Origin of the sequence: Chryseobacterium fluminis, from assembly GCF_026314945.1 — a bacterium.
GTDB classification, from domain to species: domain Bacteria; phylum Bacteroidota; class Bacteroidia; order Flavobacteriales; family Weeksellaceae; genus Chryseobacterium; species Chryseobacterium fluminis.
The window spans coordinates 1,272,538-1,287,856 of record NZ_CP111121.1 but is presented as its reverse complement, the minus strand read 5'-3'; the positions used below and the strand labels follow the sequence as shown (position 1 = coordinate 1,287,856).

Genomic DNA, 15,319 nt, shown 5'->3' with positions numbered 1-15,319 from the left:
AAAGAATTTTATATAAATTTACTACCTAAATAATAACATGAATAACTTTTTTAAAAAACTAAACAGAATGAGAAAAAAACTCAGGAACAAAAACCTTTTGATAGTATTCCTTTTAATTCCCTATCTGGCAATTTGCCAAATAGAGGTAAAAGGAAAAATAAAAAATAATACCGCTCCCGTTCCATTTGCAAATGTGGTACTTGTTGACTCACTTGGAGTCTTAAAATCTGGAGCAACTACAGATCATAATGGCGCATTTATAATCAAGACAGTGAAGGGAGCTTATACTATTAAGGTTAGTCTTTGGGGGTATAAAAGTTGGGATAAAAAAGTCCGCCTGGAAAATAGTACCGTTTTAGAAGATATAATTTTAAGCCAGGATTTAAACGATATAGAGGAAGTTGTCGTCAAAGGGAAAAAAAGAATCTTTGAACAGCAGATGGATCGTCTGGTATTTAATGTTGAGAATAGTCCTACTGCGAGTACAGGTAATGCTTTGGATGCGTTAAAAGTAGCGCCGGGGCTTATGATTCAGAATGGCTCAATTAGTATTTTAGGCAAAGGGTCATCACAGGTAATGGTTAATGGTAAATTGATGCAAATGTCAGGTGACGATTTAATCAGTTTTTTGAATTCTATTCCTGCTGGCAACATCAAAAAAATCGAAATTATAACGAATCCACCGGCTCAGTATGATGCAGGAGGAAATGGGGGACTCATTAATATAGTCTATAAAGAGGGAATGAAAGACTCGTGGAAGAATTCATCTTCTTTCGCCTATGATCAGAACTATTATAATTATTTTACATTAGGTAATGATTTCCTGTACAATAAAAATAAACTTAGATTCTCTCTGGGGCTAAATGGAAGTATTGGTGCTTACAGAGCCCTTGAAAGTTTTGATGCTTTATCCGCAAATAAGTTGCAAGAGTTGGATTCAGATACGAAACAAAAAAAGAACAGTTTTACAGGAAGGGCCTCATTTGATTACGATCTTACTAAAAATATCGTTTTAGGTTTTATGTACTTAGGTAATCTAAGAAGACCAGATCAGGATAATAAATCAGTCACTCAATTATTCGATTCTAATCATAATCTTGAACAAATAATTCAGAGTAAAGGTTTTAATGACAGGGAATATAACAGTAATATTTATAATATGAATGTTATGTCAAAATTAGACACTTTAGGAAGAAAGCTTACGGTGGATTTTAGCTATTTGGATTACAATGTAAAACAAAATAATAGCTTCGCAACAAATACATCAGTTCCTAATGATCCAGCTTTTATACAACAAGGATCAGCCATTAATAATTCAGGACAGGCTATTGAAAATTTTAGTACAAAGATTGATTTTGAACATCCAACCAAATTTGCCAATTTCTCATATGGTGCTAAGCTAAGCTTCAATACATCAAATAGTGATGTCAAGCTTTTTGATGCTACAGTAAATCCGCCAGTATTGGATGAATCGCAATCTAATGAGTTTGAATATAAAGAGAACATTCAGGCATTATACGCCAGTGGTTCAAAGAAAATAAACTCAAAACTGAGTTTACAATTAGGATTAAGAATAGAAAATACGACCACAGATGGTTTCTCTAGGACGATAAATCAAACAAATAAAAGGGATTATTTTAAATTGTTTCCTACATTTTATGCTTCGTATAATCCAAATGATAAAAACAATTTTGTCTTCAATTACGGAAGAAGAATTAACCGCCCCGGATTTAATGATTTAAATCCATATCGATTTTATATAAACAATAACAGTTATTCCGTAGGTAATCCTTTTTTACAGCCTTCATTTAGTGATAATTTTGATTTTACCCACACTTTCAAGAAAAAGCTAAGCTCAAATGTGTTTTTTAGAATTACTAATGATAACTACGGGATATTTTTTACTACAGATACAGAGAATGACATACAGGTTATAACAAGGAAAAACTACTCAAATGAATATTATTATGGCATTAGCGAAAGCTACACATTTGATAAATATTCTTGGTGGACAAGCCAAAGCAGTGTATCGCTCTTAGGTTCTGAAACTACCTTACTTGATGATATAAATGCAGAGGTTCAAAACGGTGTTAGGCTTTATTTCAGTACGAACAATACTTTTTCACTAACTAAAACAACAAAATTAGAAGTTAATTACTGGTATAGTTCGCAGCACAAAAGAGGATTATTTGAAAATGGACAGTCCCATAGTCTTGATATAGGAGTGAGACAAAGTTTATTAAATGATAACTTAAAGATTGTTCTGTTACTTAATGATGTATTCAATACATCATACTTAAATAACAGCATATCGATTGTAAACGGAGTAAAGCAAATAGGAAATTTTAATTACAGTAACAGATTTTTCAGACTTTCTCTTCTCTACAGTTTTGGTAGCAAGAAAGTAAAAGCCGACAATCGAAGATTTGGTAATGAAGAAGAGCAACGACGTTCTGGAATTTAATACCGAAGCTTATCAAATATCCCCTGGTACCGAATACTAATTATAATAAAAAAACCATGAAATATCAATTATTCTTACTCCATTTTGCAGGAGGAAGTGTCTATTCCTTTGATTTTCTTAAGAAATACATAAAACCTAATATTGAGTTTATTCCTCTAGAATTGCCTGGAAGAGGAAAACGATTTAGTGAACGACTGCTAAAGAACAAAAAAGAAGCCATCGAAGATTATGTCACCCAGATTAAAACCTTGAGAAATAGTAATCCCTATTTAATTTTTGGCCATAGTATGGGGGCAACCTTGGGATTGTCTGTAGTAGAAAAGATGGAAAAAAACGGTGATCGGCCGGAAGCTTTAATAGTTTCTGGTAATCCGGGACCGGGAATACCAAAAGAAGATAATACTAAACGCTATCTGTTAGAAGATGCTGAATTCAAAATTGTATTAAGAGAATTAGGTGGAATTCCGGATGAAGTACTTGAAAATGATGAGCTATATGAATTCTTTAGTCCAATAATAAGAGCTGATTTTGAAGTGCTTGAAAATGATGATTTTTCAGAAAAAAAAATCAGATTAAATACATCATTACACGGATTAATGGGAGATGAAGAAGAAACTTGTGACAGAATAGAAAATTGGAAAAATTTCACAAATGCTGATTTTCAGTTTAAAATATTTAAAGGGAATCATTTTTTTATCAATGAACATGCTCAGGGATTGGTAAAGGTAATTGAGGGCTATTCTACTAACGCAATTATTAAATAATTTATTTATGTTCAAATTAAAAATTAAAGAATTAATATATATAGTTTTTTATGCTCTTTCAAATACCGTTTTGAGTTTCGGAATTATATATATAATCAACAGTACAGTGTCAGGTAAAGCTGAATTCCAAAATGATTACATGGGAATAGTCTTTGCCGCAGCTATCATATACACTTATTTATTAAATATAAATTTTCAAAAATGGCTCAATAAACTTACTTATGGTATACTCTATAAAAATGAAGAACTAATTTTTTATAAAATTTTAAAGGCTCCTCTGATTACGTTGGAAAGGCTCGGTTCACAAAGATTTTATACCACTATTGAAGATTTAAGGGTTTTCTCATCTTTTCCGGAAATTGTAACCCATACCTTTAATTCTTTGCTAATGTTGATATTGTGTTTAGTCTATCTCTTTACACTATCTGTCCCTTCTGCATTCGTTGTGGTTGCGCTGATAATTGTAGTGGCATTTATTTATTTCTTTGTGATTAATAAAATGGCTCCGCTGGTAGATAAATTAAGAAAATACAATGAATCTTATTATAAATATGTTGAAGATGTAATAAAAGGATTTAAAGGATTGAAATTAAGCTCACACAGAAGTGAAAATTTGATGGATAAATTTCTGGTGCCCAATAGAAGATCAGCCAAAGATCTGGATTTCAACATTAATTTTGTGTTTTTATCGATAAACCTAATCAGCCAGTACGGCTTATACTTAATCATTGGGACAATTCTTTTTTTCCTTCCTTTATTCGATCTTTTAAAAAAAGAAGATGTGATTACTTATGTAATGATTTTAATGTTCATATCAGGGCCGATTAATAATTTAATTAATATGCAACGGGTCTATACCAGACTATTTGTAGGAAGAAAAAGAATTAAAGAATTTTTGAATGACTTTGAAATTAGTGATGAAAATCTTGTAGAAGCAGAAAATAATATCGGGAACAACATTGATTTTAACAAGCTTGAATTTGAAAATATTCACTTCAGTTACCAAAAAAATACTTTAGAAAATTCATTTAGCTTGGGTCCCGTCGATCTTTCCATACAAAAAGGAGAAACCATATTCGTTATTGGCGGAAACGGAAGCGGGAAAAGTACTTTTATTAATATTTTAACCGGTTTGTATAAACCAACTGTAGGAAGCTTAATTTTAGATAATCAGATTGTAGACAGGGAAAATCCGGTTCAGAATCTAATTTCTGCAGTTTTTACGGATAATTATATCTATTCTAATAACTACGACAATTACTCCCTTGAAAATAATAAAAGATACCAGGAATTGTTAGAAGTCATGGAGCTGGATAAAATTATTCTGGATGATAAAGAAGGCTCGGCAAGAAGAAATTTCTCTAAAGGACAAAGTAAAAGAATGTCTTTGATTTTTGCTCTCCTTGAAAATAAACCAATTTTAGTGCTAGATGAGTGGGCCGCAGATCAGGATCCTCATTTTAGAAAGTATTTTTACGAAAATTTGCTGCCCAAACTTAAAAATGAAGGAAAAACAATTGTTGCAGTAACTCATGATGATGCTTATTTTAAGCATGCTGACCGAATAATTAAATTTGATTACGGACAAATCGTAAAAGATTTTGATGTAAAAGAAGAAGTATCAAACAGCGAGAGTTTATGGTACAATTAATAATTAACGAATATTTCTATTCAGTAGAATTTCTAACCTTATAATTCTATTATTATGAAACTAACCTTACCGCAGCAGGATATTTATTTTGAACAGTTACTATATCCTAACGAGCCCATTTATAATATCGGAGCCAAAATTGAAATTAAAGGACATATCAATATTGATGCATTTCAAAAGGCATATCATGAGCTTATTAATCAACACGATGCTTATAGAACAAAGCTGGTTAGAGATCAGGAAAATATCCGGTTGAAAATCGTAGATATTCACAATTCAGAATTAGGATTTATAGATTTTTCTGATAGTGAAACCGCTTATGAAACAGCAAACTTATATATGCAGGAAGAATTTTCCAAACCCTTTGATTTATTTGGAGAAAGTCTTTTGCACGTTTTTACCTTAGTAAAGGTAAACGATGGCTTTTATTATTTGTTTTCAGTTTATCATCATATTATTACAGACGGCTGGGGAACTTCGCTGATGTTTCAGCGCCTGGTTCAAAACTATAATGAGATCTGTGAATTTGGAGGGGTACAAACAGAATATTCTTTTACATATAAAGATTTTATGGAAGATGACGCTGCATATACCGATTCAGAATCTTTTATGGAAGACAAAACATATTGGAAGGACAAATTTAAAGTCCTGCCTGAAAATTTATTCAGTAAAATACAGGATTCAGGTCAAATAAATAAAAGCAGTCGAAAAGAATTAATCATTAAAAGAGAAACTTATAATGAATTGATTCAGTTAGCAGACAATTACAATTGTACAACTTTTCATCTGATCCTCGCTTTAATCTATACGTATTTTGGAAGAAAGCATCAAAATAATGATTTTGCAATTGGTCTACCGGTTTTAAACAGAAGTAAATCAAAATATAAAAAAACTGTGGGCCTTTTTATGGGAATTTCTCCTTTAAGGATGAAAATTGATTTTAATGAAACAATTGAACAGTTGACTAAAGATCTGAAAAATCAATTACGAAAAGATTATCGCTATCAAAGATTTCCTTTAGGTAAACTTATTCAGGAGCTTCAATTATTTCAAGAAAAAGAAAGATTATTCAGTATAACGCTGTCTTATGAAAAACAGAATTATTCTAATGATTTTCAAAATACAGTTACAGAAGTAATTCCTTTAAGCCATCAGTCAGAGCGAGTGGCTTTAGCATTATACATAAGAGAATTTGATGAATCAAAAGATGTGAAAATCGATTTTGATTATAATCTGAATTATTTTGATAATTACGGAATAACCACTATTGTCAATCATTTTGAAGCTTTGATTGATGAGGTTATAAAAAGCCCTGAAAAAAAATTAAGAGAATTAAATTATTTATCAGAAGAAGAACTAAATCAAATACTAATAAATTTTAATAACACAGAAGTACATTATCCCAAAGAACAAACAGTAGTCAGCCTATTTCAGGCCCAGGTATTTAAAACTCCTGGTAAAGGAGCATTAAGAGACGGGAACAGGTCCTATTCGTATTCTGAACTCGATATTTTATCGGGCCGGATAGCAGAGCATCTCATTACGGTTTATGGCGATAAAGGCCCATCTCCCATTGCTGTTTTATTGGAAAGATCCGCAAATTTGGTCGTTGTTTTATTGGGAATATTAAAATCCGGAAGACCCTATATTCCGTTAGATCCGGCATTTCCAAAAGACAGATTACGTTATATTATAGCAAATAGCCAGAGTCAACTGCTTTTTACTCACAAGAATTATGGTCTGGATAATCTGGAGGATAATGTAACTGTATTGGAATTAGAAAATATTCTCGAAGAAATAAATGATTTTAAAGGTGTTGTCACCAGAGCCATTTTACCGCAAGATACTGCGTATATAATTTATACCTCAGGTTCTACGGGAAACCCTAAAGGCGTTGAAATTGGACATCAGTCATTGGTTAATTTCCTGACAAGTATTCAGAGGTCTCCGGGAGTAGATGTTAATGATCTATTTTTTTCAGTAACCACCTATTCGTTTGATATTTCAATATTAGAGTTCTTTGTACCCTTGATTTCAGGAGCTCTTTTATATGTAGCGGATAAACATGTTTTAGCCGATCCCAATTTAATTATAAAAAGAATTGAGGAAGTAAAACCCACCATCATTCAGGCTACACCAAGTTTTTATCAAATGCTTTTTAATGCAGACTGGCAAGGGGATAAAAGATTGAAAATACTGTGTGGAGGAGATTTATTAAGTGAAGCATTAGCTGTTGATTTGATTGATAAAAGCTCAGAAGTCTGGAATATGTACGGTCCTACAGAAACTACAATATGGTCCAGCATGAAAAAAATAGAATCTGCGGAAGATGCTTCAAACATTGGAACACCAATCCATAATACCCGGTTCTATATTCTCGATCCCTATTTAAATCCGATGCCTGTCAATATTGCCGGTGCAATTTATATAGCAGGAGATGGGCTTGCAAAGGGATATTATAAGAATCAGGAACTGACAAAGGAAAAGTTTATTGTCAATCCTTTTAACTCAGGAACCTTATTGTACGAAACGGGAGATGTGGGAAAATGGAATGAAAAGGGAGAAATTGTTTTTTCAGGTCGCAATGACAGTCAGGTTAAAATCAGAGGTTATCGAATTGAACTGGGAGATATAGAGACTCAGTTAAATCAAATCAATGGGATAAAAGCAGCCGTTGTTATTGCAAAAAAAGAAGACCTACAGGAAGCTTTTCTGGCAGCGTATGTTTTAAAAGATGAAGAAGAAATAGATCTTGAAAAGATTATGGCTCATTTACAGATGAACCTGCCCTACTATATGATACCCAATGTGATTATTCCATTAGAAGAATTTCCATTAACTCCAAATCAAAAAATTGACAGAAAGAATTTGACGCAAAGGAATATCATACAGACAAAAGGTGATTTTAAAAATGCAGATTCTAAACTTGAAAAAACACTGTTAAAATATTGGGAAGAGGTATTAAACAGGGATAATATTAGTGTAAATGATAATTTTTTTGCCCTTGGCGGACATTCTCTGAACGCTGTGAGACTTACAGGATTAATAGCTAAACATCTTTTATATGAAATCACATTAAAAACAATTTTTGATAATCCTACAATCAAATTGTTGGCAAAGCATTTGGAAAGACTTAAACCCAATCAAGCTGTAGTTATTCCGCTGGATGATAACAAGGAACTTTACGAGCTGACACCCACTCAGTATAATATTTGGTTAGCATCTCAGGACGAAAATAGTTCAATTGCTTACAACATGGTTATGGCCTATAAAATAGAAGGAATTATTGATGTGGATAAAGTTGAAAAAGCAATAAACAAAATAGTAGAAAAGTATGAAATCTTAAGAACGGGTTTTGTAGAAGTAAATGGTACACCCTACCAAAAAACGCACTACAATGGTATCCATGTAACCGTTCCTGTTATAGAAGTACAGGAAGAAGAAACAAATAAAATAATTCATCAGCTAAACAATAGGGCATTCAATTTTCAGGAAGATTTTTTGATTAGAACATATTTATTAAAAGAAGCAGATCAAACCATCCTGTTGTTCAATACCCATCATATTATAATGGATGGCTTATCTCTGGAAATTTTTGTAAATGAATTCATACAAAATTATAGAGAAACCAGTTTTCTTCCATTACAGGATGAAGATCAATTGACATTTCAATTCAAAGATTATTCAGAATGGTTTAATAAAATAATCGGGTTAAATCAAGCTGAAAATGAATCCTTTTGGAATAGATATCTTGAAAACTATTTACCTAAAGATACATTTTATAAAGATTTTTATCCAAAGCAAAATCAGCGAAATGGCTCAGATTATTCATTTGAAATAAGCTCAGAAGTTACTTTAGCTTTAAAAGATTTGGCTGTTAAAGAAGGAATTACTTTCTATAGTCTTTTGCTATCTGTATTCAATGTATTGATTTACAGAATATCTAGCCATACAGATATTTGTATTGGAACAGTTCATTCAGGAAGAAATATTGCCGGATTAAATAATCAGATAGGGATGTTCGCTAAGACACTTATATTGAGAACGCAAATTTCATCAGATGCTGTAATTACAGATTTGTTAAAGCTTACTCAAAATAACCTGTTAACGATAAGCGATTATCAGGATTTCCCTTTTGATAAAATTTCCAAATCTATTTTTGATGTCTTATTTGTATACCAAAATCCTGAATTTAGTTTTGATGAGATCACTTTGGAAGATGAATTAAAATTAACATCTTATCCGGTTAAAAGTAAATTTAGCCGAATGCCTATTGTCTTTAATTTGTTTGAGAATGAGAACAAGCTCAAAGGAAACATTGACTATACCTGTGATTTTTTTGAAGAAGAAACTATTCGTTTTATTGCCGAAAAATATAATAAAATTCTAATAGAAATAATAAAAAACACATCTGAGAAAGTAAGATCATTAGATATTAGATCTGATATTGAAAAAAATGCTGATTTTAATTTTGACTTTAATTTTGACTTTAAATTTAACTTTTAAATAAAAAATGTTGTGATACAGCTATATTACACTTATTTGTCGGAAAAAAATCATGAAGATTTACTGCAAAATAGCCTGGTGAAATTTCCAGCTGACTTTCAGAATAAGATTAAGGGATTTCGAAGATGGCAGGATGCACAATGTTCACTTTTAGGAAGAGTAATGCTTTTTAAAGGAATTGAAGAATTAAAAATGCAAAACTGTGATAACAGAGAAATAAAATATACCATGTACAACAAACCTTATTTTGATGATAATTTGGTTGAATTTAATATTTCGCATTCAGGAGAAATTGTGGTTTGTGCATTAAGTGAAGAGCATCAGATAGGAATCGATATTGAATTGATTACTAACATCGATCTTCAGGATTTTCAATCTCAAATGACAGAAAGAGAGTGGAATGCTCTAAGCACTTCTAATGATAAAACAGACGCTTTTTTCAAATACTGGACACAAAAAGAAGCGGTCATAAAAGCATATGGTCATGGATTGTCATTACCCTTGAAATCCTTTGAAATTCAGGATAACTCTGCTCAAATTAATGATCAGACTTTTTACTTAAAAGAAGTAACAATCAACAAAAACTATAAATGTTATATCTCTTCTAAAATAAATATGGATGAGATAATTATAAAAAACTATAACCCGAATAATTGAATTTAAAATGATAAATACAAAAAGACTCTTTTTATTGCTATGTATGCTGCCATGTTTTATACTTGCGCAAACCAGTAATTTAAAACTCGAAAAAACAACTTCATTTTTTCCTGACAGTAAAAAAATCAATACAGAAAAGATTGAATGGAAATATTTAACAGTTCCTGAAAATTGGGAAAAGCCCGATGGAAAGAAAATTAAGATTGCAGTTGCAGTACTAAAAAGTACCAAAAATAAGGGAAGTTCAAATCCAATCGTATTCTTACAAGGAGGGCCGGGTGCAGGAGGAATAAAAGGTATTTCAGGATGGTTTAGTCATCCATTACGAGAAAAAAATGATATTGTCTTTATAGACGTCAGAGGAACCGGTTTTTCATTTCCTAAATTTTGCCCGGACTTAGGAAAAAGCTTCTTAGAAATATTGGCAAAAAATCAAGGCAAGAAACAAGATGAGCAACAAAAAGCGGTGGCTGCAATGCTTTGTAAAGAAGATCTAATCAATAGAAATATTGATATTAATGCTTATAATAGTAAAGCGATTGCTAAAGATCTAAACGCTTTAAAAACCCTGTTAAAGTACGAAAACTGGAATGTTTATGCTGTTTCTTACGGAACTTATACAGCTCAGGTATATGCAAATGATTTTCCCCAGGATATAAAATCATTAACTCTGGATTCTCCCATTTCAGATATTTCGCAGTATTATAATCTTAATACTAAAAATTATATGAATAGTCTTGAAAAAGTTTTTAAAGATTGTGAAAATAATCCTCATTGTAATAAACAATATCCTAATTTAGAAGCAGCCTACTATGGTACAATAGCAAAATTAGATAAAACCCCGATTACCGTTAAAGTAGATAAAAAAATAATTCCAACAGGAAATTTTACTTATAATGCTGAAGATTTTAAAGTTGCGATTCAACAATCCCTCTACCAGAAAAAGTTGATACCGATGTTGCCCTTGTTAATTACTCAGTTTAAAAATGGAAATAAAAGCGCTTTAAGCGCATTGGTAAGTTCATTCTCAGGAGCTTTAAGTCTTGATTATGGAGCTTATTACTGCGTAAGTTGTAATGAAGCAATTCCTTTCAATTCAATTTCTGATTTTGATAAAAATGCGGGTAAATATAATAAATTAGAAGGAGGGTTGTCTTTTTACAGATCTGATTTCCTCGTTTGTGACAAATGGAATTCTGGGATCACAAAAAAAGAAAATTTTTATAATGATTTATCAGATTTGTCAAATTTATCTGCTCCGGTTTTAGTTTTTTCTGGAAAATTTGATCCGATTACACCGATAGAAAACGGTGAAGCTACTGTCAGAAAATTTAAAAAAGGATTTTTAGCAGAAGCTCCGGTATCAGGCCACAGTTCTAGTTTTTCGAGTGCCGGAGCACAAATTGTAAATAAATTTATAAGTGACCCGGATAAAACCCCTGATCTTCATGATCTGCAGTCAGACACAAAAGTAGATTTTATTACTGATATAAAAATAAATGGTGGTGTCTCTAAATTTGCAAATAGTTTGAATGAATTTAAAATCTTATTTTTTGCACCATTGATTATTGCAGTTGCTATTCTTATTATTTCAATATTTGGTTTTCTGTTTTATTTGATAAGAAGAAGAGATGATAGTAACGCCAATAAGCAAATGAAAATATTGATTATAATAACTGCTTTAATAGGACTTTTTACTATTGGTGGATTAATCACCGCAGTATCCGATACGGCACAAATAAATTTATATATATTGGCTTTTGGAGTAGCCAATAAGTTTATGTATTTATTTACCCTTCAATGGATATTTATTGGATTTATAATAACTTCAGTACTGTACTTTATTCTAAGAGTAAAATCAATTTCAAACCCTAGTTTAATGGCGACAGTATTATTTTCACTTATTTTAATTGGTATTTATTTTCAATATTGGGGATTTTTTTATTAAAAAATTAAACAGTATACAGAGTTTGATACTATTCTTAATTTGCGTTGATCAGATATGATTTTAAAAATATGGTCAGAACTGACTCATTGATGTACATAGGTATATTTGTTAAATATACAATCTGTTGATATTAGTAAATTAATCCATCTGTTTAAATAAAATTAACCCCGAAATTTAGCTTTTTAGCTAAAATCGGGGTTTTAAGTTTCAGGTCAGCTGAAATTGCGAAGATTTTGAATTACAGAACGAACTGAATTTTGTTACTGGAAAGATCTTATTTACAGAATATCCTGATTTAAGGCAGGCTTATGGGTTATCGGATGGATCAAGAAAGATGTACAATCAGAATATTCCCAAATCTACTGCCATGACAAAGTTAGCGCATTGGTTCAGAGCTGTTGAAACATCAGGTTTTAAATCATTCTCAGTTTTAAGGAAAAACAATAATGAATCATTACAGCAACATCTTAAACTTTTTCGACAGAAGAAGTACCAACGCTTCGGCAGAATCCTTTAATGCTAAAATTAACAACTTCAGATTACAGCTTCGGGGAGTAAAAGACAAAGTACTTCTCTTGTTCAGAATAATTTACTTTCCATCCCTCAACTTTTGATCATGATCCGATAAAGTTGATAAAGAGAATTTATGTGTAAAAAGAGAGATCATTATTTGATAGTTGTCTCTTTAAGTGACTTAACAAACGTACCTTCAAATACTTTTATAGATGATTTGGTTCGGCTGAGCCAAATTAAACAAGAATTACAAAAAGTAATTTCAAAATTTACTTTAAAAGAATTATGACTTTAGAAATTTTAAAAACAAAAGAAGATTAAAGAAACTTGATTGATAATTACGCTTACTTAGTCGATGAGAAAAAATCCCGCAGGTGATGGATTTATTCGCATCAGACTTAACTGACAATGTGTATATGGGTTAAAACTTGATTTTCAGCGTTTCGGGAAGAGCAGATATGGAAAAGAATTTCAACAGCCAAGTCAATCAAGTAAAAAGTATTTACCTTAAACGGACAACATACCGTAAAAATCGATGAAGAAACCGCTACGGGAATTTCATTTTCACAACTGAATAAATTTCTGTAAAATTTAATTTTTCTAAGTTTGAATTTCTTAATTTTGTACAATGGAAAAGATAATCAGAGTCGTTTCGGAATTTAATAGTGAATTAAAACTTCAGGGTTTTAAAGCATTTCAGATTGAACAAGATGGTGCTGAAACCAGAACGTACAGCAGAAAAGAATTCTATAAAATCTGTTTGACGACCGGTAGAAGTAAAATTCATTATTCTGATAAAACTTTCGAACAGGAAGGAACGGTTCTCTTTTTCGGAAATCCGCATATTCCTTACTCTTGGGAAACGATTTCGACAACTTATGTAGGGTATACCATTCTTTTTTCAGAAGATTTCTTTAAAAATTCCGAACGTTCGGAGAGTTTGCAACAATCATCATTCTTTAAGATTGGCGGAACTCCTGTTTTAAAAATTACAGAAGAGCAACGAACTTTTCTCAATACCATTTTCCAAAAAATGATTGATGAACAGGAAAGTGATTATGTGTATAAAGATGAGTTGATTAGAAACTACATCAGTTTGATTATTCACGAATCTCTAAAGCTTGAACCGGAAGAAAACTTTGAACGAAATAAAAATGCTTCTTCCAGATTAACTTCAGTTTTCTTAGAATTATTAGAAAGACAATTTCCGATTGAAACTACTGATACCCCTTTAAAATTAAAAACGGCTCAACATTACGCTCACTATCTGAATGTTCATATTAATTATCTGAATCGTGCCGTAAAAGAAATCACAGGAAAATCTACAACTACACACATTACAGAGCGTATCATCACGGAGGCTAAAGCTCTTTTACAACATACAGACTGGAGTATTTCCGAAATCGCTTATTCACTTGGATTCGATTATCCGACTTACTTTAATAATTTCTTTAAAAAGCAAACAGGAACTAATCCAAAAGCTTTTCGTTTAGCAGAAGTTTGAATTTCTTAATTTTTTGTTTGAATATCGTTATCATTTAAAAACGATCCGAAAGTAACTTTGCTCAATACTAATGAGATGTTATATGGAGAGTAAAAATAGCGGAATTGGAATTGAAAAAATAGCGTACGCAGGCTGTCTTGGTGCGGTCAGTATCATCAGTACCGAGTTTGGAATTATTGGGGTATTACCACAGGTAGCCTTACATTACGATATTGGAATTGACACCGCTGGATTATTACTCAGTGCTTTTGCTTTGACCATCTTCCTTATCGGACCGTTTTTGGTTCTTTTAACATCTGGGATAGATAGGAAAAAAATGATGCTTTGGGCAATTTTTCTTTTTCTAATATCCAATATTGTTTCCGCATTTGCCCCGCCTTTTTGGCTTTTGGTTCTATTTCGAATTTTTCCTGCAGTCTTACAACCCGTCTTTTTTTCGGCAGCGGTTGGAACAATTATCCGTTCGGCATCGAAAGAGGAACAGCATAAATTAATGGGAATTGTAATAGGTGGGATTGCCTTGGCGCAAGTGACTGTTATTCCATTCAGTACCTATATGTCGAGTCTTTACGGATGGCAAATTAGTTTTGTGATTCAGGGGATTATTTCACTGATTGCTTTGGCTGGTATTTTTACCTTCATTCCAGCAATGCCGGTACAAAAGAAACTGTCCTATGGAAGTCAATTGTTGATTCTGAAAAAACCGCGATTTATGATCAGCATTGTCTTTAATGTGCTATTGATTTCGGCTTGGTTTTCAACTTACAGTTATTTTGCAGATTATTTAGGAAAAGTGAAAATGATGAGTGGACAAGAAGTGAGTTATATGCTTTTACTTTTCGGTGTAGCCGGAGTGGTAGCCAATTGGTCAGCCGGAAGATTATTGTCAAAGAATATTGTCCGCACTACCGCATTTTTCTTATCAGGAACTATATTGCTTCCGGTGATTTTACAGTTTTCGGGTGAAATTTTTTATGTGCAACTTTTTGTGGCCGGAATCTGGGGAATAATGTACGGTCCGGCATTCTTAACCGCCATTTCTTATATGATTGATGCCGCGCCGGAAGCTCCGGAATTTGCCAACAGCCTTCAGTCTTCTTTCGGAAATCTTGGTGTTTCAACAGGAACCCTTGTCGGCGGATGGTTTATTGCAAACCTGGGAATTTCTTCTATTCCGTGGGTAGGTGCCGGATTTGGAATATTGGCAGTTTTAACGATGCTGGTTCGAGAAATTTTTGATAAACAGACTGAATTAAAACTAAAGTCGGCGACATTGTAAATTTCACTCAACAATAATAGATTAATAATTAAA

9 protein-coding genes are annotated in these 15,319 nt (G+C 32.1%); all 9 read left to right on the top strand.

Annotated elements, in window-relative coordinates; translation table 11 throughout:
• Window positions 1-67 precede the first annotated feature (67 nt).
• On the top strand, window positions 68-2,464 hold the full coding sequence (locus tag ODZ84_RS05935; protein ID WP_266176070.1) for an outer membrane beta-barrel family protein: 2,397 nt from the start codon (window positions 68-70) through the stop codon (window positions 2,462-2,464).
• 56 nt (window positions 2,465-2,520) lie between these two features.
• Window positions 2,521-3,228, top strand: a complete 708-nt coding sequence (locus tag ODZ84_RS05930; RefSeq protein ID WP_266176069.1) for a thioesterase II family protein — start codon at window positions 2,521-2,523, stop codon at window positions 3,226-3,228.
• 139 nt (window positions 3,229-3,367) lie between these two features.
• On the top strand, window positions 3,368-4,879 hold the full coding sequence (locus ODZ84_RS05925; RefSeq protein ID WP_266176068.1) for a cyclic peptide export ABC transporter: 1,512 nt from the start codon (window positions 3,368-3,370) through the stop codon (window positions 4,877-4,879).
• Between the two features lie 54 nt (window positions 4,880-4,933).
• Window positions 4,934-9,385, top strand: coding sequence for an amino acid adenylation domain-containing protein (locus ODZ84_RS05920; protein ID WP_266176067.1), 4,452 nt, complete (start codon window positions 4,934-4,936; stop codon window positions 9,383-9,385).
• A 78-nt stretch (window positions 9,386-9,463) separates the two neighbouring features.
• Entirely contained in the window at window positions 9,464-10,042 is a 579-nt protein-coding gene (locus tag ODZ84_RS05915; protein ID WP_266176066.1) for a 4'-phosphopantetheinyl transferase family protein, read from the top strand.
• Window positions 10,043-10,049: 7 nt separating this feature from the next.
• Window positions 10,050-11,990 (top strand): alpha/beta fold hydrolase, encoded by a 1,941-nt coding sequence (locus ODZ84_RS05910; protein ID WP_266176065.1) that lies wholly within the window; start codon window positions 10,050-10,052, stop codon window positions 11,988-11,990.
• Window positions 11,991-12,436: 446 nt separating this feature from the next.
• The gene (locus ODZ84_RS23615; protein WP_408612397.1) at window positions 12,437-12,604 is read left to right on the top strand and encodes a transposase; all 168 of its coding nucleotides are present in this window, start codon (window positions 12,437-12,439) and stop codon (window positions 12,602-12,604) included.
• A gap of 527 nt (window positions 12,605-13,131) precedes the next feature.
• A complete protein-coding gene (locus ODZ84_RS05905; protein ID WP_266176064.1) occupies window positions 13,132-14,007 on the top strand; it encodes a helix-turn-helix domain-containing protein in 876 nt (291 codons plus the stop codon).
• Between the two features lie 82 nt (window positions 14,008-14,089).
• A complete protein-coding gene (locus ODZ84_RS05900) occupies window positions 14,090-15,286 on the top strand; it encodes an MFS transporter (protein ID WP_266176063.1) in 1,197 nt (398 codons plus the stop codon).
• Window positions 15,287-15,319: the final 33 nt, after the last annotated feature.